General features: G+C 41.9%; 24 protein-coding genes. 10 read left to right on the top strand and 14 right to left on the bottom strand.

What is annotated here, in order from left to right; translation table 11 throughout:
• Positions 1-32: 32 nt before the first annotated feature.
• The 4 genes from ftsH (at position 33) to AC1MCB_RS16010 (ending at position 5339) form a co-directional block, all read left to right on the top strand.
• A complete protein-coding gene (gene ftsH / locus AC1MCB_RS16025) occupies positions 33-2126 on the top strand; it encodes an ATP-dependent zinc metalloprotease FtsH (protein ID WP_479965721.1) in 2094 nt (697 codons plus the stop codon).
• 84 nt (positions 2127-2210) lie between these two features.
• Complete coding sequence (locus tag AC1MCB_RS16020) at positions 2211-2846, top strand: LutC/YkgG family protein (RefSeq protein ID WP_479965720.1); 636 nt, start codon at positions 2211-2213, stop codon at positions 2844-2846.
• A gap of 272 nt (positions 2847-3118) precedes the next feature.
• Complete coding sequence (locus AC1MCB_RS16015; protein WP_479965719.1) at positions 3119-4192, top strand: PA0069 family radical SAM protein; 1074 nt, start codon at positions 3119-3121, stop codon at positions 4190-4192.
• A 73-nt stretch (positions 4193-4265) separates the two neighbouring features.
• On the top strand, positions 4266-5339 hold the full coding sequence (locus tag AC1MCB_RS16010; RefSeq protein WP_479965718.1) for a 3-oxoacyl-ACP synthase III family protein: 1074 nt from the start codon (positions 4266-4268) through the stop codon (positions 5337-5339).
• A 230-nt stretch (positions 5340-5569) separates the two neighbouring features.
• Here the strand turns inward: AC1MCB_RS16010 and AC1MCB_RS16005 are convergent, their stop codons facing one another.
• From AC1MCB_RS16005 to AC1MCB_RS15980, 6 genes are all read right to left on the bottom strand, one after another.
• Entirely contained in the window at positions 5570-6328 is a 759-nt protein-coding gene (locus AC1MCB_RS16005) for a zinc ribbon domain-containing protein (RefSeq protein WP_479965717.1), read from the bottom strand.
• A complete protein-coding gene (locus tag AC1MCB_RS16000; protein WP_479965716.1) occupies positions 6328-7425 on the bottom strand; it encodes a Nif3-like dinuclear metal center hexameric protein in 1098 nt (365 codons plus the stop codon). The genes AC1MCB_RS16005 and AC1MCB_RS16000 overlap by 1 nt, the downstream gene beginning before the upstream one ends.
• A 75-nt stretch (positions 7426-7500) precedes the next feature.
• Positions 7501-7881 carry a TM2 domain-containing protein gene (locus tag AC1MCB_RS15995; protein WP_479965715.1) on the bottom strand — a complete coding sequence of 127 codons (381 nt, stop codon included), beginning with the start codon at positions 7879-7881 and terminating at the stop codon, positions 7501-7503.
• A 23-nt stretch (positions 7882-7904) separates the two neighbouring features.
• Positions 7905-8120 carry a DUF2752 domain-containing protein gene (locus AC1MCB_RS15990; protein WP_479968751.1) on the bottom strand — a complete coding sequence of 72 codons (216 nt, stop codon included), beginning with the start codon at positions 8118-8120 and terminating at the stop codon, positions 7905-7907.
• Between the two features lie 50 nt (positions 8121-8170).
• Positions 8171-8581 (bottom strand): DUF4199 domain-containing protein, encoded by a 411-nt coding sequence (locus AC1MCB_RS15985; RefSeq protein WP_479965714.1) that lies wholly within the window; start codon positions 8579-8581, stop codon positions 8171-8173.
• 169 nt (positions 8582-8750) lie between these two features.
• The gene (locus tag AC1MCB_RS15980; protein ID WP_479965713.1) at positions 8751-8969 is read right to left on the bottom strand and encodes a DUF2905 domain-containing protein; all 219 of its coding nucleotides are present in this window, start codon (positions 8967-8969) and stop codon (positions 8751-8753) included.
• 169 nt (positions 8970-9138) lie between these two features.
• Between AC1MCB_RS15980 and mfd the strand changes: the two genes are divergently transcribed.
• Positions 9139-12495, top strand: a complete 3357-nt coding sequence (gene mfd / locus AC1MCB_RS15975) for a transcription-repair coupling factor (RefSeq protein ID WP_479965712.1) — start codon at positions 9139-9141, stop codon at positions 12493-12495.
• Here the strand turns inward: mfd and AC1MCB_RS15970 are convergent.
• From AC1MCB_RS15970 to AC1MCB_RS15955, 4 genes are all read right to left on the bottom strand, one after another.
• The gene (locus AC1MCB_RS15970; RefSeq protein WP_479965711.1) at positions 12488-13534 is read right to left on the bottom strand and encodes an energy transducer TonB; all 1047 of its coding nucleotides are present in this window, start codon (positions 13532-13534) and stop codon (positions 12488-12490) included. The two genes, mfd and AC1MCB_RS15970, sit on opposite strands and share 8 nt — an antisense overlap.
• 93 nt (positions 13535-13627) lie before the next feature.
• On the bottom strand, positions 13628-14434 hold the full coding sequence (locus AC1MCB_RS15965) for a phosphatidate cytidylyltransferase (RefSeq protein WP_479965710.1): 807 nt from the start codon (positions 14432-14434) through the stop codon (positions 13628-13630).
• Between the two features lie 53 nt (positions 14435-14487).
• Positions 14488-14691: a putative signal transducing protein gene (locus tag AC1MCB_RS15960; RefSeq protein ID WP_479965709.1), complete on the bottom strand. Its 204-nt coding sequence runs from the start codon at positions 14689-14691 to the stop codon at positions 14488-14490.
• Positions 14672-15613, bottom strand: a complete 942-nt coding sequence (locus AC1MCB_RS15955) for a CPBP family intramembrane glutamic endopeptidase (RefSeq protein WP_479965708.1) — start codon at positions 15611-15613, stop codon at positions 14672-14674. Before AC1MCB_RS15955 ends, AC1MCB_RS15960 begins: the two co-directional genes overlap by 20 nt.
• A gap of 71 nt (positions 15614-15684) precedes the next feature.
• Between AC1MCB_RS15955 and dusB the strand changes: the two genes are divergently transcribed.
• Entirely contained in the window at positions 15685-16677 is a 993-nt protein-coding gene (dusB, locus tag AC1MCB_RS15950) for a tRNA dihydrouridine synthase DusB (RefSeq protein WP_479965707.1), read from the top strand.
• Between the two features lie 49 nt (positions 16678-16726).
• Positions 16727-17113: a Co2+/Mg2+ efflux protein ApaG gene (apaG, locus tag AC1MCB_RS15945; protein WP_479965706.1), complete on the top strand. Its 387-nt coding sequence runs from the start codon at positions 16727-16729 to the stop codon at positions 17111-17113.
• A gap of 69 nt (positions 17114-17182) precedes the next feature.
• Here apaG and AC1MCB_RS15940 read toward each other — a convergent pair whose 3' ends face one another.
• Positions 17183-17875: a zinc metallopeptidase gene (locus AC1MCB_RS15940; protein WP_479965705.1), complete on the bottom strand. Its 693-nt coding sequence runs from the start codon at positions 17873-17875 to the stop codon at positions 17183-17185.
• A 146-nt stretch (positions 17876-18021) separates the two neighbouring features.
• Between AC1MCB_RS15940 and AC1MCB_RS15935 the strand changes: the two genes are divergently transcribed.
• Positions 18022-19164: an NAD(P)/FAD-dependent oxidoreductase gene (locus tag AC1MCB_RS15935; protein ID WP_479965704.1), complete on the top strand. Its 1143-nt coding sequence runs from the start codon at positions 18022-18024 to the stop codon at positions 19162-19164.
• 340 nt (positions 19165-19504) lie between these two features.
• Positions 19505-20848 carry a DNA recombination protein RmuC gene (locus AC1MCB_RS15930; protein ID WP_479965703.1) on the top strand — a complete coding sequence of 448 codons (1344 nt, stop codon included), beginning with the start codon at positions 19505-19507 and terminating at the stop codon, positions 20846-20848.
• Here AC1MCB_RS15930 and arsC read toward each other — a convergent pair.
• The 3 genes from arsC to nadA are packed head-to-tail and all read right to left on the bottom strand — an operon-like array spanning position 20845 to position 23270.
• Positions 20845-21192 (bottom strand): arsenate reductase (glutaredoxin), encoded by a 348-nt coding sequence (gene arsC / locus AC1MCB_RS15925; RefSeq protein WP_479965702.1) that lies wholly within the window; start codon positions 21190-21192, stop codon positions 20845-20847. The two genes, AC1MCB_RS15930 and arsC, sit on opposite strands and share 4 nt — an antisense overlap.
• Positions 21193-21196: 4 nt before the next feature.
• Complete coding sequence (gene thiL, locus AC1MCB_RS15920; RefSeq protein ID WP_479965701.1) at positions 21197-22240, bottom strand: thiamine-phosphate kinase; 1044 nt, start codon at positions 22238-22240, stop codon at positions 21197-21199.
• Between the two features lie 37 nt (positions 22241-22277).
• Entirely contained in the window at positions 22278-23270 is a 993-nt protein-coding gene (nadA, locus tag AC1MCB_RS15915; protein WP_479965700.1) for a quinolinate synthase NadA, read from the bottom strand.
• Positions 23271-23736: 466 nt separating this feature from the next.
• Here nadA and nadB point away from each other — a divergent pair, with 466 nt between their 5' ends.
• Positions 23737-25323, top strand: a complete 1587-nt coding sequence (gene nadB / locus AC1MCB_RS15910) for an L-aspartate oxidase (RefSeq protein WP_479965699.1) — start codon at positions 23737-23739, stop codon at positions 25321-25323.
• Positions 25324-25331: the final 8 nt, after the last annotated feature.

The following is a 25331-nucleotide window of genomic DNA, read 5'->3' as shown; positions in this document are numbered from 1 at the left end:
AATCACCACACATTTCTTATTGATAAAGAAAAATGAAAGAGATTAAAACAACCGATAAAAAGAAGTCTATAAAAAAGATCCCCGGTAAAAAGATAATGCCTAACACGCCCAAATTCAATATCATGTGGCTGTATGCAGCGATCATAATAGGGCTTTTTGTGGTGCAGTATATGTTTAGCGGTAATAACGCAAAAACCATTACTTATCAAAAATTTGAGAACGAGATGCTTAAGCCCCGCGAGGTGGAAAAGCTCGTTGCCTATAAAAGTAATGATTTGATAGCGGTAGAGGTATATATCAAAAAGGATAAGCTGAATCAGCGGAAATATGATGATGTACGTACCAAGAGCAATTTTAATGTGTCGGCCACAAGTCCTCAGTACATTTTTACTGACGGATCATTTGATGCTCTGCAGGCTAAGCTGACAGAGGCGGAAAAAGATATTCCTACCGAACAGCGTACTCCACTGAACATTGAAAGCCGTGAAAGCCCCTGGGCTGGCTGGTTCATGTCGTTCATTCTGCCAATTTTATTACTTATTGGTTTCTGGGTATTCATAATGCGCCGGATGGGCGGTGGTGCCGGAGGCGGAGGAGGTGGTCAGATTTTCAATATCGGAAAATCTAAAGCTACTCTGTTTGATAAAGAAACCCAGGTTTCAATTACTTTCAATGATGTTGCCGGCTTAGAGGAAGCCAAGCAGGAAGTAATGGAGATTGTTGACTTTCTGAAAAATCCTAAGAAATACACTAATCTGGGAGGTAAAATACCAAAAGGCGCATTGCTTGTCGGTGCTCCGGGTACTGGTAAAACCTTAATGGCAAAAGCTGTTGCCGGCGAAGCGCAAGTTCCTTTCTTCTCTTTATCAGGATCTGACTTTGTGGAGATGTTTGTTGGAGTAGGTGCTTCACGGGTTCGTGACTTATTTAAGCAGGCCAAGGATAAAGCTCCTTGTATTATATTTATTGATGAAATTGACGCCATCGGACGTGCCCGCGGAAAAAATAATATTGTAGGCGGCAACGATGAACGCGAGAATACATTAAATCAATTGCTGGTTGAAATGGATGGCTTTGGAACGGATTCAGGAATCATTATTCTTGCTGCCACTAACCGTCCAGATGTATTAGACTCGGCACTTTTACGCCCGGGAAGATTTGACAGACAGATTTCTATTGATAAGCCCGATCTGGTTGGTCGCGAGCAAATCTTTAAAGTGCACTTAAAGCCATTGAAATTAGCTGGTGAAGTAGATGCTAAGAAACTTTCCGCACAAACACCTGGCTTTGCCGGAGCAGAAATTGCTAACGTTTGTAACGAAGCCGCATTAATCGCAGCTCGCCGTGATAAGGAAGCAGTTGATATGCACGACTTCCAGGACGCCATTGACCGTGTGATCGGTGGTTTAGAGAAGAAGAATAAGATTATCTCTCCCGAAGAAAAACGTATCGTAGCTTATCATGAAGCCGGACACGCCATTGCAGGTTGGTTTCTTGAGCATGCTGATCCGCTTGTAAAGGTTTCAATCGTTCCACGTGGAGTAGCCGCGCTTGGTTATGCGCAGTATTTGCCGAAAGAACAATTCCTGTATACTACGGAACAATTGCTTGATGGAATGTGTATGACCCTCGGGGGCCGTGTCGCCGAAGATATTGTATTTGGTAAAATCTCTACAGGCGCTCAGAACGACCTTGAAAGAATCACCAAATTATCATACGCAATGGTTACAATCTATGGAATGAATGAGAAAGTGGGTAACGTTTCATTTAACGATACACAGGGCGAATACCAGTTTAACAAACCATATTCTGAAAAGACATCTGAGATCATTGACATCGAAGTAAGAAATCAGATCGATCGTGCTTACCAGCGGACAAAAATGCTGTTGAACGACAAGCGCGATGGTCTTGAAAAGTTAGCTCATAAGCTTTTGGAAAAAGAGATCCTTTTCCAGTCAGACCTGGAAGAAATACTTGGAAAACGCCCGTTCGATAACAGAACCACTTATGACGAGTTTGTAAATGGCGTACCTGCGGCAGGAAATGATGTGACAGAGAATTTGGAGCATGAAGGTGTGATTGATCATAACATCGATCTTCCGGAAAACCGCTCATCTCAAGACTAATAAATTGATTGACAGTACCAAAATTGGGAATTTAAAGATGCGCGATCTTTGAATTCCCAATTTTTTATATCAGGCGGGATTTAAATGAAAGAAACTACCTCAAAAGAAAAGATGCTCAAAAAGATTCGTAAGGCTCTCCTTGAGAAGCGTGATAACCCTTATCCGAATCTTGAAGATACTCCGGTATATAAAGAATCGGATGAGTATCTGGAGGTAATGTTCGCCGAACAGTTTACGGCCATCGCGGGTCAGTTTATTTATTGTGCAGATGAAATTCAATTCATTGAAAACCTCCTGCAACTTGCCGAAGAAAAAACCCTGAGAAAAATCTACTGCTGGGAACCTGCTTTACAAAATTTGCTAAGCACCTACGAATATCCCTTCTACAGTACCGACACCGACTTCATGCAGGCAGATGTAGGGATTACGCTTTGCGAAGCCCTGGTGGCCCGTAATGGCAGTGTGCTGGTATCAAACGGAAGTGACGCAGGACGACGGCTGAGCATCTATCCAAACATTCATATCGTGCTGGCCTATACCTCGCAGCTGGTGATGGATTTAAAAGATGGCTTTGCTTTATTGAAAGAAAAATATGGCGAGCGCCTGCCTTCGATGGTCTCCAATGTCACCGGCCCCAGCCGTACTGCCGATATCGAGAAAACGCTCGTTATAGGAGCCCACGGCCCTAAGGAGCTATTTGTGTTTTTGATAGACGGATAATTTCATTAGCCCAAATCCTTGTTTACTTTATTAAATCTGTATTGGTTTCAGATTAGTAGATGGTGCGCAAACGTTCAAACCCAATCACCGGTTCTTAAATAAGCTGGCCCGGCTTATGCAAATTCATTCAGGATGTAAAGGCAGCATCTATATCTAATAGACATTCTTACCCTCGCTGATGAGCTATAACTAGACTCCAGCCTTGACACTTATTAAAATTTTTTTTGCAATTGCCACACTGGATTTGCTAAATATATTAGCAATTTTGCATTATGGGACATGTGGAAAATAAGGACTTTTTCAAGGGCAGGGGCGCACAAGTAAATACACACAATAAATTTTTAAAGAAGAGTTATGTAGCTGAACACGAAGAAGGTATTGACGAGCCTCTTCTTGAAGATAGCAAGACGCAATTGTATGATGAGCACGCAAAAAAAATAGTTAGCGTTTCGAATAGCCCTGACCTCGCTTTTATGCATTCTATTAATCCATACCAGGGTTGCGAACATGGTTGCTTGTATTGTTATGCCCGTAATTCGCATGAATATTATGGCTTTAGTGCCGGCCTCGATTTTGAACGCAAGATCATCGTCAAGCGGAATGCCGCAGATTTATTAGAACGCCATTTTAATCAGAAGAACTACAATCCCGTCCCGATTATGCTTTCGGGCAATACGGATTGCTATCAGCCAATTGAACGTAAATTAAAGATCACCCGGTCTGTACTCGAGGTGTTCCTTAAATATAAGCACCCGGTAAGCCTCATTAGTAAGAATAACCTGATGCTGCGCGATATAGATATCTTAAAAGAACTTGCGGCTTTAGACCTGGTGCATGTATCCGTCACCCTAAATTCACTGAACGAAGATTTGCGTTTAAAGCTGGAGCCAAGAACCGTAACAGGCATCAGTCGCATTAAACTCATCGAAAAACTGAGCGCTGAAAATATCCCCGTAAGATTGATGCTCGCGCCAGTAATTCCTGGCTTAAACAGTGATGAAATACCAACTGTAATAAAAGCTGCAGCAGATGCCGGAGCACAGGACGCCTCATATACACTAGTTAGATTAAATGGCTCGATTGCCGAAATCTTTACTGACTGGATCCACAAAGCCTTTCCGGACAGAGCTGAAAAGGTGTTGCATATGATTGCGGATTGTCATCAAGGGAAACTAAATGATAGCCGCTGGGGTGCCCGTATGACTGGCGATGGGCAGATTGCCGAAAGTATTAACCAGTTATTTAAAATATCCGCAAAACGCTATCTTCCAGAAAGTAATTTAAGGCCATTTAATCTGGATCTTTTTAGTCCGCAGAAGGGTAGACAGCTTGGACTGTTTCACTAATCGTTTGCATCAAAATAAATTACTCGTATATTTATACGATAAACCAAACTAGTATTTAGTTCAAAACCGCTGAATGAGCTCAGAAATCAAATCCGTAATCATAGGAACCGGCTGTTTTATTCCGGAAAATATAATATCTAACGATCAGTTTTTACAACATAAATTTTTTGAAAGTGACGGCCGCCCAATTCTACGGGAGAACGCAGAAATAATTTCCAAGTTTCAGGATATCACTGAAATTGAGGAACGGAGATATGCAGACAATGAACACACCGCTTCTGATCTTGGCTTTTTCGCTGCTGAGCAGGCTGTAAAATCATCCGGTATTGATCCGGAAACACTGGACTATATTGTGGTGGCCCACAATTTCGGCGACATTCCGCATGGCGATACCAGAAACAACGTTATTCCTACGTTAGCTGCCCGTATCAAACACAGGCTCGGAATAAAGACTCCGGATTGCGTCGCATATGATCTTCCTTTCGGGTGTCCGGGATGGTTGCAGGGCATGATCCAGGCTAATTATTTCATTCGTTCCGGAGATGCTAAACGTGTTTTAGTAATCGGCACAGAAACCCTATCCCGCGTTACTGATCCACATGACAGGGACAGTATGATCTACGCAGATGGCGCCGGCGCAACTATACTGGAGGGCCAGGTAGGAGATCGGGGAGTTTTATCTCATAAAACGCAGTCCCACACTTCTTCAGAAGCTTATTTCTTATTTTCGGGACAATCCAGCAATCCCGACTTCGAAAAAGATGATCTTTTTATAAAAATGGAGGGCCGTAAGATTTACGAATATGCTCTGACCAATGTACCGCTTGTTATCAAACAAGCTCTGGAGAAAGCAGGTAAGACCATATACGACGTTAATAAGGTATTGGTACACCAGGCAAATGGCAAGATGGATGAGGCTATCTTAAAACGCTTATTTAAGTTGTACGGAATCCCGGTTGCACCTGAAGGAATTATGCCTATGACCATTGCGAAATACGGAAACAGCTCAGTAGCAACAGTTCCTACCTTGCTTGACGAGATCTTAAAAGGCCAAATTCCCGGGCAGGAGCTCAACGCTGGGGATATTGCCGTATTTGCTTCAGTAGGAGCAGGGATGAATATCAATGCGATGGTTTACCAGTTTTAACACCTTAACAACGACTATTGCTCGAATCGATAAAGTATCCTCTTGGTATTATCGGTTATAAACAAACATATAAAACTTAGAAAGAGTGCCGTTCCTTAAATATGTGAACGGCATTTTTTTATGTAAAGATTCCACATCCTCCGGATACCTCATTTTTCAAACCAGAGAAAAAAGACAACAAAAAAAGACCATCCTTTTCAGAATGGTCTTTTAATATTTTAAAACAATACCTATTCGGCCGCCTGAGCTTGTTCCTGCTCACTTAAAGCAAAACCTTCATCAACCAGGATACGTCCGCAATGCTCGCAAACAATAATCTTTTTACGTTGACGGATATCTAACTGTCTTTGGGGTGGAATCTGGTTAAAACATCCTGAACATGAGTCACGCTGAATAGTAACAACAGCCAGACCGTTCTTAGAGTTATTGCGTAAACGATTGTAAGCTATTAGCAGACGCTCATCAGAATGCTGCTCAGCTACCTTAGCCTTTTCCTGCAGGATCGCTTCTTCTTTCTCAGTTTCTGCAGTAATAGTATCCAGTTCAGCCTTCTTAGTTTCAAGATCTTTCTTTCTGTCAGCTAGCTCCGCCAAAGTTTTGTCATAACCTTCGGTTTTGTTACTGATCTCGAAAGTATATTCCTTGATCTTTTTTTCAGAAACCTGGATCTCTAGTCCCTGGATCTCAATCTCTTTATTTATCGCGTCGTATTCGCGGTTATTCTTAACTTCAGTAAGCTGGGCTTCATACTTTTTGGTAGCTGCCGTAGCCTCCTTGATCATGTTCTTACGGGTTACGATCGAATCTTCTAATTCGTCAAGCTCCGCTTTAATCTTTTGTATACGGGTCTCGAGACCTGCCACTTCGTCTTCCAGGTCAGAAACTTCCATTGGAAGGTCTCCTCTGATTTGACGGATTTTATCAATTTCGGTATGGATAGTCTGAAGCTCGTATAAAGCTCTCAATTTTTGTTCTACAGTTTGTTCCATTAAATCAAATAATTTATGGGGTTTGTACTTTGTGCTGTTAAATGGAGTGCAAAGTTAGGAAATTTTTCCGTAATTAATTCTAACAATAGCTGTTGTGTAAACTGTTCGCTCTCAAAATGACCTACATCAGCAATCACAATTCGTTTGTCGGCATCAAAAAACTCGTGATATTTATAGTCGGCAGTAATGAAGATATCAGCTCCTGCATCGATTGCCTGCGATAGTAAAAAGCCGCCGGCTCCACCGCAAACAGCCACACGTTTTACCTTTTTATTTTTGAGCGCGGTATGTCTGATCACTTTCGCTCCCAGTTTATCTTTAACATCCCGCAAAAAGCCGGCTTCGTCGGTTTCAACACTTAAAGAACCTATCATGCCTGATCCGACACTAGTAAAGCTATTGGTAGTATTAAAATGTTCAAAGGCAACTTCTTCATAAGGATGCGACAAATGCAAAGCTACTATGATCTGTCTTTCAAGATGAACGGGATAAATAACTTCAATTCGTGTTTCAGGCTCCTGGTGTCGTTTTCCTTTTTCACCTACAAAAGCATTCGTATTTTCACCCGCCTTAAATGTCCCGAAGCCTTCGCTGCTAAAGCTGCATTCGGAGTAATTACCTATGTTTCCGGCACCTGCGGTGAATAAAGCTGAGCGAACCCCTTCTGCCTGAGCAACCGGACAATAAGTAACCAGCTTCTTTAGAAGACTAGATTTAGGTGAAAGAATACTGCAGTTCGTTAACCCAATTACCTGGCAAAGCTTTGCATTCACTCCGTTGAGTACGTTATCGAAATTAGTGTGGATAGCGTATAAAGCCACATCATTTTTTATAGCCTTGATAACGGCGCGTTCAACATACGTTTTCCCGTTAAATTTCTTTAAACCTCGAAAAACGATAGGATGGTGTGAAATAACCATGTTACAACCTCTCCTAATTGCTTCATCAATTATTTCTTCGGTGCAGTCAAGTGATATTAAAGCCGCAGATATTTCCTGTTCGGCATTTCCGACGATCAAACCGGAATTATCGTAATCTTCCTGGTAAGATAAGGGAGCTATTGATTCCAGAAAGCTTATTAGTTCTTTTATTTGCATCAAGTATTCTACTTTTTTCTAATGATATCTAATCACTTGCTTTCAAAAGCATTAAGATATGGTGATGTTATTCTCTCAGGAAAATGAGGAGTTCGATGAATTCTTCATCGCGTGGATCATCTGTGCGCACTCATAAGCCATTTTCTGGTTATAGTCCGAAGTTAGTGACTTGTGATTGATCAGGTCGACAATCGTACCAATTAAACACAACCCGCCGGTCAGTAAGTAAAGAATTCCCATTCCTATTTGGCCAAGAACAAAACGCTGTATCCCGGCTATCACAACGAATCCAAGCAGTGTAAATATCAATATATCCTGCGGATCTTTCCGTCTGGTTGAATAATACGATATGAAGTGTTTTGCCTGGTCAGGTGTCATGTTTTTCATCACCTGTTCCAGGTACATATATTCATCAGGAGTAACCCCCTTTAAGTTCATTATTAAGTCTTGATACATAGTCGGATGATTATGCTTCTAATTTAAATGAATTTACGGGATAATTGCCAGATCCGGTGAAGTAGTATTAGAAAAGCAGGTATTCCGAACCAGTGGAGTTGGATTGAACTCCTGAAATCAGCATGCAGGAGGGCACTGATTGAACGGCCAAGGCCACAGCCGGGGCACCATAAAAAGCCAAGATTTGATAACGGACATAAGGTGAAATGCTGAACTCCGGGATTACTCAAAGCAAGCATAACTAACGCGCCAAGCCAAATTATCAACTCGAATGGCAACTTGTTAGTCACTATAAATGTTTGTGTTTATTCATTAAAAGAATCGAAATGCCAAGATTGAAAAGGATACCGATAATTCCGGCACCTCCAATCCGACCCATATAGTCCGTATTTAAAACAGCTGGAGAAACCTGAACATAAATTACTGCAAAGAATGCAGCTATAACGCCGCCGACAATCATAATTTTGAACCCTTCGAACAAGCCCTCGAAAAATTCCATCTTGCCGCCGTTTATATTGTCCCGGAAATTCTTAATGCCAAAAAAAAGGCCAACGAAAGGAATAAGTACGGAGGTGTATTCAATCCAGCTATACTGCCCCTGTTCTGGCGCATCGGAATAAACTCCTGCAAAGTGTAGGATCAATATCCAGATGCCGCTTAATATTCCAATGATTAGTCCGTATTTGATTGCGTTATTCATCAGCAAAAAATTAATAAGTAAAATTCTTAGAATGCGTTGGTAATTTAAAGTTAAATATTTTCAACACAATTAGGCATGCGAAGTTTTAAAGTAAGTATCATGGCGCCATTGGCTCATGGAGGAATGCATTATTTATAGGGATTCAAACGAGCCTGCATAAGATATTAAGCTATTGTAGCCATCTCCATACCTGAATGATAAGTGTCACCAGCACACTCACAAGTATCATTGTAGTGATCGGGAAATAAAACCTGAAGTTATCCCTTTCAATCTTGATATCTCCAGGAAGACTACCGATCCAGCCTAACCTATCGTGAAAAAAGTAATAGATTATTCCTGCGATCAGCATTAGGATACCTGCAATAATTAATGCCTTTCCAGTATTCATGTTCGAAAACCTGGTTGTCAATTATATAAAAGTCAAAATCAATGGAGAATGTTCTATGGAACTGGATTTTCTGAGGGTTTATCATCATTTGGGTGGGTTGCTTCCGGAAAGGTATGCCGGATGTGTTTTCTAGCACGTTACTTGTATATTTGAAGCGAAATTTAAAAGTGTGAATATTCGCGATCTAATAACTCTTTATAAGTCAGATAACCGTGTTGACCAGTTGGCCAAAGCGTTGAACGAGCGTAAAAATGCCCGTATCCATCTTAAGGGCCTGGTAGGTTCAAGCGATGGTTTGATCGCGAGCGCCTTTTATTTACTGCAGCAAAGGCCTATGGTCTTTGTAATGCCTGACCGTGAAGAAGCAGCCTATTTTTTAAGTGACCTGGAAAATCTGCTTAATAAGGAACTGCTTTTTTTCCCGTCTTCTTTCCGGAAGTCGTTTGATTTCACCCTCGTCGACAGCGGGAATGTATTACAGCGGGCCGAGGTGTTAAACGAATTGAACCACACCTCAGAATTCGGGCAAATTATCGTTACCTACCCCGAGGCCTTAGCAGAGAAAGTTATTGACCGGCAGGCTTTAGAGAAAAACACCCTCGAGATTGCTACCGGAAATAAGCTAAGCATCGAATTCATTAACGAGTTTCTAATTGAATACGACTTTGACAGAGTTGACTTTGTATATGAGCCTGGGCAGTTTTCTGTCCGTGGGGGCATAGTTGATATCTTTTCGTTCTCGCATGAACTGCCTTACAGGGTTGAGTTTTTTGCAGACTTCATAGAAAGTATCCGCACATTCGAGATCGAGGATCAGCTCTCCGTTGAGCAGGTAAAAACGATAACGATCGTTCCTAACGTTCAGTCGAAGTTTTTAACCGAGAATAATATCTCCTTACTCGAATACATCGATCCCACAACCATCGTTTGGTTTAAGGATGTGGAGTTCTCGTTAGACGTCGTCAGGGACGGCTATAAAAAAGCAGTGGAATTCTGGAAGGCTCTTCCTGAAGCAGATAAAGAACAGAACCCTCATTGGGTTGATCCAAAGTTCAACTTCTCTGACCAAAAGCTATTGGCTGATCAGCTGGGCGATTTCCCGGTTCTTGAATTCGGGAAACAATTCTTTTATCAGCCGACCGAAGTAATTGCATTTGATATTAAGCCGCAGCCTTCGTTCAATAAAGATTTCAACCTGCTTATTCATAACATTAAGCAAAACGAAGAACAAAATGTTCAAAACTTCATATTCACCGATTCTACTAAGCAGATCGAACGGCTTTACAGCATTTTTGAAGACATCGATAAGACTGTAAAATTCACACCCGTTCATTTATCGCTTCGCGAGGGATTCGTAGATTATGGCCAGAAACTGGCTTGCTATACCGACCACCAGATCTTCGACCGATATTATAAATACAAGCTGAAGAAGGGCTATGTGCGGTCTCAGGCTATCACACTAAAAGAACTTCGTGACCTGAAGCCTGGTGATTATATCACGCACATTGACCACGGAATCGGAAAGTACGCCGGTCTTGAGAAGGTTGAAGTGAATGGCAAGTCACAGGAAATGATCCGTTTAGTTTATGCGGATAACGATCTTCTGTATGTCAACATCAATTCACTTAACCGCATATCCAAATATTCAGGTAAAGACGGCGCTATTCCCAGGATGAATAAGCTGGGTACCGACGCCTGGGATAAGCTAAAAAAAACTACTAAAAAAAAAGTTAAAGATATTGCCCGCGACCTGATCAAGCTATATGCTAAACGCAAGTCGCAAACCGGTAATGCTTTTTATCCTGACACCTACTTACAGACCGAGCTTGAAGCATCCTTCATTTATGAAGATACGCCTGACCAGGTTAAAGCCACGGCTGATGTGAAGCGTGATATGGAGGCACCTCATCCTATGGACCGCCTGGTATGCGGTGACGTTGGGTTTGGTAAAACTGAAATTGCTATCAGGGCCGCCTTCAAAGCTGTTGCTGACAGTAAACAGGTAGCCATTCTTGTTCCTACAACCATCCTGGCTCTGCAGCATTATAAAACATTCTCTGCACGTTTGGCAGATCTTCCATGTAATATCGATTACATCAATCGTTTCAAATCGAGCAAACAAATTAAAGAAACACTGCAGAAACTTGCGGAAGGAAAGGTTGATATCATCATCGGAACTCACCGGATCGTCAGTAAGGATGTGAAGTTCAAGGATCTGGGCTTACTGATCATTGATGAGGAGCAAAAATTCGGTGTAAGCGTCAAAGAAAAATTGAAACAATTCCGGATCAATGTGGATACCCTTACGCTGACCGCGACTCCCATTCCGCGGACCTTGCACTTTTCATTGATGGGAGCAAGGGATCTGAGCATTATCAGCACACCGCCGCCAAACCGGCAGCCGGTGCTTACAGAATTGCATGTATTTAACGAAAAGTTGATTAAGGAAGCTGTAGAGTTTGAGGTCGATCGTGGAGGCCAGGTATTCTTTATTCATAACCGGGTTCAGGATTTGATGCAATTAGGCGGTCTCATCCAGAAATTAGTCCCTAAGGCTCGCATCGGAATTGCACATGGGCAGCTTGAGGGTGATGCGCTGGAAGACGTAATGATGAAGTTTGTAAGCGGTGAGTTCGATGTGCTTGTAGCCACTACGATCATTGAAGCCGGACTGGATATCGCCAACGCCAATACCATTCTGATTAACCACGCGCACATGTTCGGATTAAGCGATCTGCACCAAATGCGTGGAAGAGTAGGCCGGTCTAATAAAAAAGCTTTCTGCTATTTACTTAGTCCGCCACTATCTACCCTAACCAGTGAAGCCCGCAAGCGCTTGAGCGCGATCGAAGAATTTTCTGACCTGGGGAGTGGTTTCAACGTAGCGATGCGCGACCTGGATATTCGCGGAAGCGGGAATCTGCTGGGAGCTGAACAAAGCGGATTTATCGCCGAGATCGGCTTTGAAATGTATCACAAGATCCTTGATGAAGCGATTCAGGAATTAAAGGATGACGAGTTCAAGGACCTTTTTACGGACGAAAAACCAAGACCTTTTATTTCCTTTACACAAGTAGATACGGATCTGGAAGTCCTGATCCCGGATGAGTATGTTACCAACATTGGGGAACGTTACAACCTCTATACTGAGCTTTCAAAGCTCGAAGACGAAGCACAGCTGGAGCAGTTTCAGCAGCAACTGATTGACCGGTTTGGCCCTATCCCACCTCCGGTGCATGAACTGCTAAATACCTGGCGCCTTCAGTGGCTTGGTAAAATGATTGGCTTTGAGAAAATTTCGCTGAAGAAGAACACTTTGAAGGGCTATTTCCTCACTAACCAGCAATCAGCCTATTTCGAAACCGAGCAATTTAACCGTGTTTTACAGTTTGTACAGGCACATCCCCGAATCTGCAATTTGAAGGAGGTAAAGAAAACGCTTCGCCTGGCCATTGAACATGTTGGGTCTGTCGAAAGTGCTATTGAACTGCTACAGGAGATCGCACAACCCGTAATGGTTAGTTAGCAATCTGGAAGGTCACTGGAAAGGTAAAAGATGTCCGGACAGGCTTTCCTTCTGCCATTCCCGGTTGCCACGCAGGACTACTTTTAAGCACCCTGAGTGCTTCTTCGTCGCATCCGCTGCCGATACCCTTAATTATCTTAAGATCGCTTAGCGAGCCGTCCTTTTCAACGATAAAGCCGATGTAAACTTTACCCTGTATACTATTCTCCCGAGCGGCGACCGGGTATCTGATGTTGGATCCAAGGAACTTTGCGAATGCCTTTTGCCCGCCCGGAAATTCAGGTGCTACTTCAACCGTTCCGAGGTCATAAAGCTTTCCCTCATACAGCGCCTCGCCGTTGGCCACGGCAGCCGGGTCAACTTCTGCACCGGGCCCAATATAGCCGGTTTCTTCGCCTATCGTATCCGGTTCAGTTACTACGGTATACGAGGAAAAGTTCTTTACCTCAAGCTCTCTAAGTGAAATGATTTTACCCTCGGGATTAATGACCATCTCGTTCTTAATATCGGCAGACTCCTGTTTGCCCCAGTCTTTTTTGAAGTAGCTTACCTTGTTCCAGTAGGTAACCACCAGGTTATCGCCCACCCTTTCAAAATTTAAAGAAGAAACGATCCAGTTCTGATTTAGGTTACGCATCTCGCGGGAGCGTAGGTCATGTATCTCCTGGAGACGTTTGTAGGTGAGGTTATGAAAATTATAATACGTTTCAATAATGCTGGCAAAATAACTTGGCGGGTCAAAATAACCCCTGCGCTGATCCTGGTAAAATGCTTCGATAAACTTAATGAGGGATCGCTTAACCTGCTGATCATCCATATCCGCATTTTTATCTAAAAGGTGCGATTCATCATCAACCACCGCAATGGTCTGTTCTTCTTTTGAAAATAAGCTTCCCAGGTCATCAACAAAAAAAGTGAGATAACCCATCACCAGGATTATGGTACCCAGGGTGATGCCCATGTACAATAATGAACGGTCTTTTTTTACCGGCTCATTGTCATGAATCTCATCCGTTTGTGGTTGTAAAGAATTTTCCATGAAGGATTTGCTGTTTTCTAAAGGCACTGTATACTAAAAACCGTTCCAGAGCATATAACGGCACACCCCTTTTTAGTATTATTTGTTTTTAACTTAAAGAATGCTAATTAGTTGCAAATATACAAATACAAGAGGAGCAGCTAAAAGCAATCCGTCAAAGCGGTCGAGTAGCCCGCCGTGCCCTGGTAATAAAGAGCCCGAGTCTTTTGCAGAAACACTTCTTTTTAACATTGATTCTGAGAGATCTCCAAGCGTTCCCGCAGCCACAATAATCACCGAAATGGCCAGCCAGTGATATAAAGGAAGTTCGTTAAAGAAAATGCTCAACACTACTGCTGCCGCTAGGCTTGTAATCATTCCACCGGCAAAGCCTTCCCATGTCTTTTTCGGAGAGTGCCTTTCAAACAGCTTATGCTTTCCCATACTGACGCCGAATAAGTACGCACCGGTATCACTTGCCCACAACAATATTAAAAATGCGAGTGGGTAATGACTTGAATACTCACCATCAATAAATGCAATTCCATAGAAAAAGCAGAAGGGTACGGCAGCAAAAAGAACCCCAAATAGGGTATAGGCAATATTATGAAAAGGGTTAGGCTTGTTTCTATAAAGCTCTGCAACGATAATAAGGATACAAATTGGCACACAGATCAACAGGTATTGCAAAGGCTCAGCCCGAAAGAAAAATAATGAGAGGGGAAGGTATATTGAAATTGTAAGTGCTAAACCCCAACGCTTCTGTGGTTTCACTTCATCGGTACTTACAAGCCGGTAGAACTCTTCAACACTGAGTATGCTTAGAATCAAAAAAAACAGGGTGAATGCATAAGCGCCCAATAAAACTGAAGCCAGCATAACGGCAACAAAAAAAAATCCGGTAATAGCCCTGGTCTTCATTATATAGGAGTAGAAAGTAGTGAATAAGGTAGTTGAGGCATACTGGTGAAGATTTAAAGTTCGTTCTTAACAATTATCTCAATAGCCTGGTGAAAATTATCTGGATGAATGTAAACCTCCACCTCCCCGATACGGTAGGGAAAACCTTGCTTGTTGATCAGGATCGCGGAAAGCTCATAATCCGTCAGCACCTGCCTGACTAGCTCGGATTTAAAAAAATCATTCGACGTGTAAATTTTAATCCAGCCTTGCTCCATCAGTATCATTAATTACAGGATAGGGGGCTTTGGCCTTTTGATAAAAATACCAGAGAAGTGCTGCTGTACACGCCAGACTTATCAGGTAGGCTGGCCAGGAACCGATCTGAGGATCATCCAATTGATCGAGCGATTTTCCCTGTTGCTGAAATACATAAGCTGTTATTACAGCTGTCGCATTGTTTATAAAGTGAGCCAATATAGGCAGCCACAGGCTGTTGCTCCATACCAGTAAATAACCGAACATTGCGCCAAGCAGCATACGAGGAATAAATCCATAAAACTGCATATGAATGGCACTGAAGATTACAGCGGTTACCCAAATAGCAAGATGGTAATTGCCGGTTATTTCTTTAAAAAGCTTCTGTAAACAACCCCTGAATATAAATTCCTCACCAATCGCAGGTATTACAGCGAGCATAAGCAGGTTAACCAGTAAGGCACTAACGCTGTTCATTGTTAACAACTGCCTGGTTAACTCGGCCATCTGGTCTTCCTGTCTGCGCATCCATTCCTCCATCTCCGATAAAAAAGCAGGCAGTTTCATACTTGCATTAATTTCCACCGAAAGTTCAAGAAGCGGCACCGAGATGAACATCAACACAATCGTAAAAAGGAACAAGACAGGTAGCGTGGGTCTTAATCTTAGATAATCCCGCCAGTTCCGACTCTCTATCCTGGCAAAGAATATGGCTGGTATAATGAACATGCCCGTGCTGGATGCAATCTGAACAATCTTCGTCAATGCCAGGTTGGCGCTCAGGTCTCCTGATAAAAATTTCATCAGGTCGGTCATTCCGTATATTACGCCCCCAATTACAGCACCGATGATGGTGAAGATAATGGCACCAGTCAGGATTAATCCCAGTAAAATGATTAAGGAAATAAAAGGATGACGGTCTGCTGACCCCGAATGACTCATGGTGAGTAAATATTTGTAATTTTGCGTTTTAAGGGGAAACCCTGATCTAAAAATCGCGTTGAAGATAGCTAATGTCTGTTAAGATTGGAAATATTGATTTAGGGGAGTTCCCGCTTTTGCTGGCTCCGATGGAGGATGTCAGTGATCCGCCCTTCCGTTTTGTTTGTAAGCAAAATGGTGTGGATCTGATGTATACCGAATTTATTTCTTCAGAGGGCTTAATTCGGGATGCAGCCAAAAGCCGTCAGAAATTAGACATCTTTGAGTATGAACGTCCTATCGGGATCCAGATCTTTGGCAGCGATATAGAGAGCATGCGCGAAGCTACCCGTATTGCCACGGTGGTTAAACCGGATCTGGTGGATATTAATTATGGCTGCCCGGTTAAGAATGTTGCCTGTCGTGGAGCCGGTGCCAGCTTATTGCAGGATATTGATAAGATGGTGAAGATGACCAAAGCGGTTGTTGAATCTACGCATCTTCCGGTAACCGTTAAAACCCGCCTTGGGTGGGATGATAACACCAAAAATGTTTATGAAGTCGCTGAACGGTTACAGGATATCGGTATCCAGGCGCTTACCATCCACGGCCGCACCCGTGCGCAGATGTATAAAGGCAGCGCCGACTGGTCACTGATCCGTGAGATTAAACGCAATCCGCGTATACGAATTCCAATATTCGGTAATGGTGATGTGGTAAATGTGGAGCAGGCAGCCAACTGGCGCATGGAATATGAGGTTGACGGGATTATGATCGGCAGAGCTGCTATTGGTTATCCCTGGATCTTCAGAGAAGTTAAACACTTCTTCAAAACCGGTGAACATTTAGCGGGACCGACTTTGAGCGAACGGGTAACCGTTTGCCGTACCCACCTTGAAAAATCTATTGCATGGAAAGGCCCAAAAACAGGCATTTTCGAAATGCGTCGTCATTACGCTAACTACTTCAAGGGCATTCCAGACTTCAAGGCCTACCGGATGAAATTGGTATCGCTTGAAAACATTCAAGAGATTTACGCTGTTCTTGAAGAGATAGAGGAACAATTTGAAAGTGTTATAGCTTAGGGTTTGGGTTTCCAAAATATATTACTATCTTAATTTAAAATTTTGTTTTATGGTAACCGAAATTACTGAGGGGGTAAAGGTGTCGGTGGAGACTATTTACCAGCCTGAATATTCAAATCCCGCTAACGAGCATTTTATGTTCGCCTACAAAGTGAATATTGAAAATCTTACGGAATACAGTGTTCAGCTGCTCAATCGCCACTGGCAAATATTCGATTCAAATGGTGCTCATCGCGAAGTAGACGGCGAGGGTGTTGTTGGTCAGCAACCGATTATTGAGCCAGGCGACAACCACGAATACGTTTCCGGCTGTAATCTTAAGACCGACATCGGAAGCATGAAAGGGCACTATGAAATGAAACGCATTGTGGACGAAGAGCGTTTCCCGGTAAACATCCCGGAATTTTTGCTTATCGCTCCCTATAAATTGAACTAACGATCAACAACACATAAAAAAAGCCGCTCCGGAAAATCCGAAGCGGCTTTTTTATGTATTACTGGTTAATTACTCTCTTCTGTTCATCAGCATACTGGCATAGTAAATCAGGGTAGCGAGTGAGCCAAGAGCGGCAACTACATAAGTCATTGCTGCCCACCATAAAGCATCCTTAGCTTGAGTATGTTCCGCATCAACCTGCATAATACCTCTGTTTGTCTGTAGCCATGCCAGAGCCCTGTTACTGGCATCAAACTCTACCGGCAGGGTAATGAATGCAAAGATCGTTACAAACGCAAGAGCCGCCACACCAACAGCTAAAACCATCGGGTTTCCAGAGAAGATCAGCAACATCACACCGATCATTAATGTCCATTGAACTATTTTTGATGCCACGTTTACCGCAGGCACCACTGCCGAACGAAATTTCAGCCATGAATATGCTTTTGCATGCTGAACCGCATGCCCGCACTCATGAGCCGCTACTGCGGCTGCCGCCACACTCCGTCCGTGATATACTTCCGGACTTAAATTCACCGTACGGTCAGCCGGGTTATAATGGTCAGATAACTGGCCTTCGACAGAAATGATCTTCACATCAGGTATGCCATTATCAGAAAGCATCTTTTCCGCAATATCCTTTCCGCTTAGTCCTGAAGCCAGTGGCATTTCTGAATACTGCTTAAATTTACTTTTAAAACGCCATTGCACGATGAAACTCACCACTGCAATAACAATCATTAATATTAATCCTAAGTTCATTTTTAACCTTTTTTAGTACTTTGTTCAAAAAGCATTCCGAAGCAAGCTACGCAGATATTATCGTATAAATATTACATTTATTGAGAGCAAGCTAGCTTATTTTGTCAGCGTTAACAGAAATTTATTTCCTGCTTTCTTTTATTCTTATGCAAAGAAATATTTCCTATTGGGAGTCCACGGCTTTTTACTCGTTGTATGATGTGATGATCATTGGCAGCGGTATTGTGGGTTTAAATGCTGCCCTGCACCTGAAGCAACAGCAGCCAAAACTCAAGGTCGGTGTTCTTGAAGCCGGATTTCTACCGAGTGGGGCAAGCACTAAAAACGCTGGTTTTGCATGTTTTGGGAGTGTTTCCGAAATTCTTGACGAACTTCAAACAACTTCCGAGGAAGAAGTATTGCAAGTAATTGAAATGCGTTGGAAAGGGCTCAATAAACTGAGACAAATTTTGGGAGATCAGGCACTAGACTATCAGCAATCCGGAGGATATGAGATTTTTAAAAATACTAATTGTGCACTTTCAAATACTTGCCTGGAGAAAATACCTTATTTAAATTCCTTGTTAAAAGATGTAATCGGGCAGACTGACATATATGCAGTGGCTGATGAAAAAGTTGCAGATTTTGGCTTAGCGAATGTAGACTCTATGATTTTAAATCGTTACGAAGCCCAGATAGATACCGGGAAGATGATGTCGGCCTTACTTCAGAAAGTTACCAGTCTGGGAGTGCATGTTTATAATAATTGCAGGCTTCTTCATTTCATTAATAACAACTCCTACTTTACTCTTGAAACAATTCAGGGCAACTTTACCAGTAAAAAAGTAATTCTGGCTACCAATGCTTTTATCGGTGATTTTTATCCTGAGCTTAACGTCGTCCCGGGTCGGGGACAGGTACTGGTTACCGCACCAATTACCGGTTTAAAGATTAATGGCACCTTTCATTACGACCAGGGTTATTACTATTTCCGCAATATCAATAACCGGATCCTGCTTGGCGGCGGCCGTAATCTCGATTTTAAATCTGAAGAAACCACTGAGCCTGAAACGACTGCACTGATACAATCGGCACTCGAAGATATGCTGTATAACACAATCATACCCGGTCAAAAACCTGCCATCGAATACCGATGGAGCGGAGTGATGGCCTTTGGAGATGAGCTAAAACCAATAATCAAGGAAAAAGAGCCAGGCGTATTCTGCGCTGTCCGCTGCAATGGCATGGGCGTAGCCATGGGGAGTTTATCCGGTCAGCAGGTAGCGGACCTGGTTATTGCTGAACTCTAAATATTCCGTTAAAATTTTCTGTAATCAAAATTCTGCTGCGGGTTTGGCCATCGTAGAGGATAACCATGTCCTCACCATATGTTAACAGGGTGATTACGATATCTTGATCTAAGGATGATATAGTTAGCATATAGTAAGCACATAGTAATCATGCTTTTAATTAGCCCCCAGAAATTAAGCGGGTAATATGGTTACTCGGGCGATTTGGGTGATGGAGATGATCACGATCTTTACTCCTAAAAAATCCGGGAGATTTTTTATCGCTGGCTCTTCCCAAATTGATAAAATTTTTAGTAATTTGTAGACCGTTATCACTACATTAATAATAAAATTTTTAGCAATGGATATCATCGTTTTATTAGGCTCAATCGCTATTCTGCTTATTTCCGTGTTTTTATTTTTGAAGAAGCCGAAAGCATTGGTTAATGATGCTGACCAATTTGAAGCTGAACGTTTGGGCGCAGAAAATGTGCAGCTAAAAATTTCTCTGGCCAAATTAGAAGAGCGCTCTAAACTGCTTCAGAACGATAAGGAGCTTCTTGTTAATGAATTAAACAATGAACGGAATCAGCTTGCACAGGCCAACCAGTCGCTGGAGAGTTCACGATCGTATTACAAAGCTCAGCAGGAAAAGATCCTTGAACTAAACCAGGAGCGGGATAAAAATCAGGAGAAATTCAATAAGGACTTTGAGTTGATTGCCTGCAGAATTCTGGACGAAAAAACCGCAAAATTTACAGAGCAAAACCGCACTAACCTGGATATTCTCCTGAATCCTTTGAAAGAAAATATCAAAGCTTTCGAAGAGAAGGTGGACAAGGTCTATAAAGTAGAATCTGATGAAAGAAACATCCTGAAAGGGGTAATCACTCAATTAATGGATCTTAATAAAATGATGAGCGTGGAGACTCAGAATCTTACCAGAGCCCTGAAAGGAGATAACAAAAAGCAAGGCAACTGGGGAGAAATGATATTAGAAAGAGTGCTGGAACGTTCAGGATTGTTAAAAGATCAGGAATACCGTATTCAGGCGAGTATGCATTCGACAGACGGAAGCCGTTTTCAGCCGGATGTTATTATTGACCTTCCTGATAATAAGCATTTGATCATTGATTCGAAGGTTTCACTTATTGCGTATTCACGCCTTGTGGAGTGCGAAGCAGAGAGTGATAAAGAGCTTTATCTCAAGCAGCATTTAAGTTCTCTTAGAACTCATATAAGTGACCTGTCCGGCAAGAACTATAGCGATCTGTACAAGATCAACTCGCCGGATTTTGTGATGCTGTTTATTCCTATCGAATCGTGTTTCAGTGTGGCTGTTCAGAAAGATGCAGAACTGTTTAATTATGCCTGGGATAAACGAGTTGTTATTGTAAGTCCATCAACGTTATTGGCGACGTTAAGAACCATTGCCAGTATTTGGAAACAGGAACGCCAAAACCGTAATGTTATGGAAATTGCACGCTTAAGCGGTGAGATGTATGATAAGTTTGTAGGTTTTGCAGGTGATATGGAAAGTATCGGCAGAAGCATTAAGCTGAGCAACGATGCTTATGATAAAGCTTTAAACAAGCTATCAACCGGAAGAGGAAATCTGGCCGTTACAGCTGAAAAGATTAAGAATCTGGGTGCAAAAGCAGGAAAGCAAATTGACCAGAAGTATTTGAATGAGGTGGAGGATTAATGCTTAAATAATTCAAGCACTTTTTCGGGTGGCCGGCCGATTACCGCTTTGTTTCCGTATACGACAATCGGCCGTTCAATTAAAATTGGGTTTTCTGCTAATATCTTAATCCATTCATCTTCGGAGAATTGCTTATTGGCAAAGTTAAGTTTGTATACATCTTCTGTTTTTCTAACAACTTCAGATGCTTTCATATTAAGCTTTTCTAGTATTTCCCGGATCCCGGTTTCCGTAGGTGGTTTTTTTAAATATTCAATTACCTCAGTTTCAATTTTATGAGCGCTAAGTATTTCGCAGGCAGCCCTGCTTTTCGAGCAGCGGTTGTTATGATAGATTTTAACCATTCACTCAGCTCTTTTTGAAAGCATTCCAACCCTGAGCTTTAATCTCATGTACTATATCTGACTTCGATATCAGGTTACAGCCAGCAGAAGCTTCGGTAATATGGCCAATTATTGAAATGTCCGCGCTGTTCTTAATCTTCTCGTAATCAGACTGGTTAATAGTAAAAAGCAACTCATAATCTTCGCCACCATTTAACGCACAAACCGTAGGGTCAATACCAAAATCACGGGCAGTATCATAAGTCATCGGATCAATTGGAATTTTATCTTCGTAGATCTTACAACCGGTATTGGATTGCTTGCAGATATGAAGTATCTCTGAAGCGAGTCCGTCAGATACATCAATCATAGCAGTTGGCTGGATGTTAATTTCAGCTAATACTTCTATAATATCCTTGCGCGACTCAGGTTTTAATTGCCGCTCTACTATGTAATCCTTTCCTTCAAGATCAGGCTGTATCTGGGGATTCTCAAGGAAAATACTTTTTTCGCGTTCTAATAATTGAAGTCCGATGTAAGCGCCACCCAGATCTCCGGATACACAGATAAGATCACCTTCCTTAGCTCCATCGCGGTAGCAAACTTTATCCTCGTCTACGTAGCCGATGCTGGTTACACTGATCACCAGGCCCTGTTTTGACGAACTGGTATCACCACCAACTAAATCAATTCCGTACTTTTCGCAGGCTATGGTAATACCGAGGTAGAGTTCTTCAACAGCTTCCAAAGGGAATTTGCTGGAGATACCAATAGAAACAGTTATCTGGGTAGCCGTTCCGTTCATGGCATAAATATCGCTCAGATTAACCTGTACAGCTTTATATCCTAAATGCTTGAGTGGGGTATAAGCCAGGTCAAAATGAATTCCCTCCAACAGTAGATCTGTGGATACAAGGGTTTTTTTACCGTCAAAATCTAATACTGCTGCATCATCTCCGATACCTTTAATTGAAGTTGGGTTCTTTATCCTAATATCTTTTGTTATATGATCTATCAGGCCAAATTCACCCAGATTCTCTATTTCAGTACGTCCTTTATTCTCAAACATGCAGCAGCAGCATTAAAATTTTTATAAAAATAATTGATTACAACCCGTATCGGGCTGAGATCTCGAGCATCCGCTCAATTGGTTTTTGAGCCTTTAAGATAATATCCATTGGCACAGTTACTTCAGGTAATCCGTTCTTTAAACACAAATACAATTTCTCTAATGTATTGCGCTTCATGTGCGGACAGTCATTACATGCACAGGCATTATTGGGTGGAGCCGGAATAAATACCTTATCGGGATTCGCCTTTTCCATCTGGTGGATAATACCACTTTCTGTAGCTACAATAAACTCTTTGGCAGGATCACTAATGGTATATTTCAACAAACCAGTGGTTGATCCAATATAATCCGCCATTTTCAGCACTATTTCTTCACATTCCGGGTGAGCAATAAATTTAGCTTCCGGATGTCTTTGCTTCAACTTCAGTATCTTCTGCTCAGAAAATATCTCATGAACCATACAGGCACCATTCCAAAGAACCATATCGCGGCCTGTTTTCTTTGAAATCCAGGCTCCTAAATTTCTATCTGGTCCGAAGATTATCTTCTGGTCCTTTGGTAAACTTTCTACTATCTGGACTGCATTGGTTGATGTACAAACAATATCGCTTAGAGCTTTCAACTCTGCAGTACAGTTCACATAAGTAATCACCAGGTGGTCAGGGTATTTCTCCTTAAACTTGGCAAACAACTTAGGCGGACAACTATCTGATAAAGAACAACCTGCCTTTAAATCCGGCAGTAAAACAGTTTTATCTGGTGATAATATCTTCGCCGTTTCAGCCATGAAGTGAACTCCAGCAAAAACAATGATGTCAGCATCAGTTTTCGCCGCTTCCTGTGATAAGCCCAGGCTATCACCGATGTAATCGGCTATATCCTGGATGTCCGGTTCCTGATAATAGTGGGCTAAGATTACGGCATTTTTTTCCTTTTTAAGTTTGTTTATTTCATCAAACAGATCCAGCGTCGGATCGATCGGCTCGTCTATAAAACCTTTAATATTTAATTCTTCGAAGGTATTCATTCTTAACATCATCAATAATTACAATTAATACTTTAATAGATTACTTATTGTTTATTAGTGTGTTGGTAGTGTGGGAAAGTTGACATATTTTTTTTTGATAGTTTTGTTTTGAGTTAGTTACTAACATTTTCTACACACGTTTATAGAAGTAAGCTATTGATAGTCAGATATTTTTCTAATCGCTAGTATATTTTCAAAAGTTATTTGTTTAATTATTTCGGGTTTAGAAAAGTGGAATAACTTCCTTATTTATCTCATAACTTTCTCAAAAATAACTAAAATTGACTGGTGAAAGTTACCGACGGAGAAGTTTTGCTTTTATTAGGTAGGGTTGTTAGCCAATATCAACATGTTTGGTATGGTTGTTAACATCTAAGGTAGGTGCAATTGGAATGTTTGGTGCAGTTTTGCTTTCCTTCTTGCTTAATATATGACAGGGGAGTAATCCATTTTTTTAACAAAGGGAATGAAAGACATAGATTTTTTAGTAATTGGATCAGGGATAGCAGGACTTAGTTTCGCCTTAAAGGCTGCGAAACATGGAAAGGTTTTAATAGTTACCAAAGCTAATGAAGATGAATCCAATACCAAATATGCTCAGGGCGGAGTAGCGGTTGTTGTTGATAAAGAAGACTCCTTTAACAAGCATATTGAAGATACGCTGATAGCCGGTGATGGACTATGTGATGAGCGTATTGTAGAAATGGTTGTGAAGGAAGGTCCTGAGCGTATAGATGAGATTATTCAATATGGAACTCACTTCGATAAGGATAAGGAGGGTATTTTTGATCTGGCTAAGGAAGGTGGTCATTCTGAACACCGGGTATTACATTATAAGGATATAACCGGTTTTGAGATAGAACGAGCTCTTTTGGTTAAGATACATCAGAATCCTAATATAGAGATACAGACTCACTACTTTGCCGTGGAGTTAATAACTCAGCATCATTTGGGGGAATTTGTGGATAAGAGTACCCCAGATATCACTTGTTATGGTGTATACGCATTAAATACTGTTGATAACTCGGTGGAAAGGATCCTAGCAAAGGTGACCGTTATGGCCTCAGGGGGAGCTGGGCATATTTATGCTAATACTACTAACCCCGTTATTGCGACCGGAGATGGTATGGCCATGGTTTATCGCGCAAAGGGAAAGGTGCGTAACATGGAGTTTATACAGTTTCATCCTACAGCGCTTTATAATCCGGGAGAATACCCATCCTTTTTGATTTCTGAGGCTGTTCGTGGCTATGGGGGTGTATTGAAGAATCGCAATGGTGAAGAGTTTATGCAGCATTATGATGAAAGAGGGTCATTGGCACCAAGGGATATTGTTGCGCGCGCTATTGATGCGGAGATGAAGAAAAGCGGGGATGATTTTGTCTATCTTGATATTAGGCATCGCGCTAAAGCCGATATATTAACACATTTTCCTAATATCTATGCTAAATGCTTAAGTATCGGCATTGACATGACGAAGGATATGGTTCCGGTAACTCCGGCGGCCCATTATATGTGTGGCGGAATTAAAGTGGATGAGTTTGGCCGTTCTTCTATCCAGCGACTTTACGCTTGCGGGGAATGTGCTTCTACAGGCTTACATGGTGCTAATCGCCTGGCGTCCAATTCACTATTGGAGGCGACTGTTTTTGCACATCGGATATACCTTGATGCTTCTAAAAATTTTGAGCACAACACAATTCCGGAAAATATACCGGAATGGGATGAGACGGATACGAAGCTATCAAATGAAGACATTCTGGTTACGCACAACCTGCGTGAAACGCAGAAGGTAATGAGTGATTATGTTGGTATTGTTCGTTCTGACTTCAGGTTAGAGCGTGCTCTAAGACGGCTAGGCTTACTACATGAGGAAACTGAAAGCTTTTACAAAAAGACAAAGCTTTCATTAAAGCTTTGCGAGCTTCGTAACGTCATTCAGAATTCTTATATCGTTATTAAATCTGCGATGATGCGTAAAGAGAGCAGGGGATTGCATTATAATACAGATTATCCTGAACACCAGGAAAACCCGCAGGATACCGTATTTTAAAAGTTTAT

Source organism: Daejeonella sp. AP26 (assembly GCF_056680515.1).
The sequence above is the reverse complement of the archived record's forward strand: the minus strand, read 5'-3'. Positions and strand labels throughout refer to the sequence as shown.

Coding starts and splice junctions, on each gene's coding strand:
- ftsH (WP_479965721.1), top strand. CDS start 33: ATGAAAGAGATTAAAACAACCGATAAAAAGAAGTCTATAAAAAAGATC.
- AC1MCB_RS16020 (WP_479965720.1), top strand. CDS start 2,211: ATGAAAGAAACTACCTCAAAAGAAAAGATGCTCAAAAAGATTCGTAAG.
- AC1MCB_RS16015 (WP_479965719.1), top strand. CDS start 3,119: ATGGGACATGTGGAAAATAAGGACTTTTTCAAGGGCAGGGGCGCACAA.
- AC1MCB_RS16010 (WP_479965718.1), top strand. CDS start 4,266: ATGAGCTCAGAAATCAAATCCGTAATCATAGGAACCGGCTGTTTTATT.
- AC1MCB_RS16005 (WP_479965717.1), bottom strand. CDS start 6,328: ATGGAACAAACTGTAGAACAAAAATTGAGAGCTTTATACGAGCTTCAG.
- AC1MCB_RS16000 (WP_479965716.1), bottom strand. CDS start 7,425: ATGCAAATAAAAGAACTAATAAGCTTTCTGGAATCAATAGCTCCCTTA.
- AC1MCB_RS15995 (WP_479965715.1), bottom strand. CDS start 7,881: ATGTATCAAGACTTAATAATGAACTTAAAGGGGGTTACTCCTGATGAA.
- AC1MCB_RS15990 (WP_479968751.1), bottom strand. CDS start 8,120: ATGCTTGCTTTGAGTAATCCCGGAGTTCAGCATTTCACCTTATGTCCG.
- AC1MCB_RS15985 (WP_479965714.1), bottom strand. CDS start 8,581: ATGAATAACGCAATCAAATACGGACTAATCATTGGAATATTAAGCGGC.
- AC1MCB_RS15980 (WP_479965713.1), bottom strand. CDS start 8,969: ATGAATACTGGAAAGGCATTAATTATTGCAGGTATCCTAATGCTGATC.
- AC1MCB_RS15970 (WP_479965711.1), bottom strand. CDS start 13,534: ATGGAAAATTCTTTACAACCACAAACGGATGAGATTCATGACAATGAG.
- AC1MCB_RS15965 (WP_479965710.1), bottom strand. CDS start 14,434: ATGAAGACCAGGGCTATTACCGGATTTTTTTTTGTTGCCGTTATGCTG.
- AC1MCB_RS15960 (WP_479965709.1), bottom strand. CDS start 14,691: ATGGAGCAAGGCTGGATTAAAATTTACACGTCGAATGATTTTTTTAAA.
- AC1MCB_RS15955 (WP_479965708.1), bottom strand. CDS start 15,613: ATGAGTCATTCGGGGTCAGCAGACCGTCATCCTTTTATTTCCTTAATC.
- dusB (WP_479965707.1), top strand. CDS start 15,685: ATGTCTGTTAAGATTGGAAATATTGATTTAGGGGAGTTCCCGCTTTTG.
- apaG (WP_479965706.1), top strand. CDS start 16,727: ATGGTAACCGAAATTACTGAGGGGGTAAAGGTGTCGGTGGAGACTATT.
- AC1MCB_RS15940 (WP_479965705.1), bottom strand. CDS start 17,875: ATGAACTTAGGATTAATATTAATGATTGTTATTGCAGTGGTGAGTTTC.
- AC1MCB_RS15935 (WP_479965704.1), top strand. CDS start 18,022: ATGCAAAGAAATATTTCCTATTGGGAGTCCACGGCTTTTTACTCGTTG.
- AC1MCB_RS15930 (WP_479965703.1), top strand. CDS start 19,505: ATGGATATCATCGTTTTATTAGGCTCAATCGCTATTCTGCTTATTTCC.
- arsC (WP_479965702.1), bottom strand. CDS start 21,192: ATGGTTAAAATCTATCATAACAACCGCTGCTCGAAAAGCAGGGCTGCC.
- thiL (WP_479965701.1), bottom strand. CDS start 22,240: ATGTTTGAGAATAAAGGACGTACTGAAATAGAGAATCTGGGTGAATTT.
- nadA (WP_479965700.1), bottom strand. CDS start 23,270: ATGAATACCTTCGAAGAATTAAATATTAAAGGTTTTATAGACGAGCCG.
- nadB (WP_479965699.1), top strand. CDS start 23,737: ATGAAAGACATAGATTTTTTAGTAATTGGATCAGGGATAGCAGGACTT.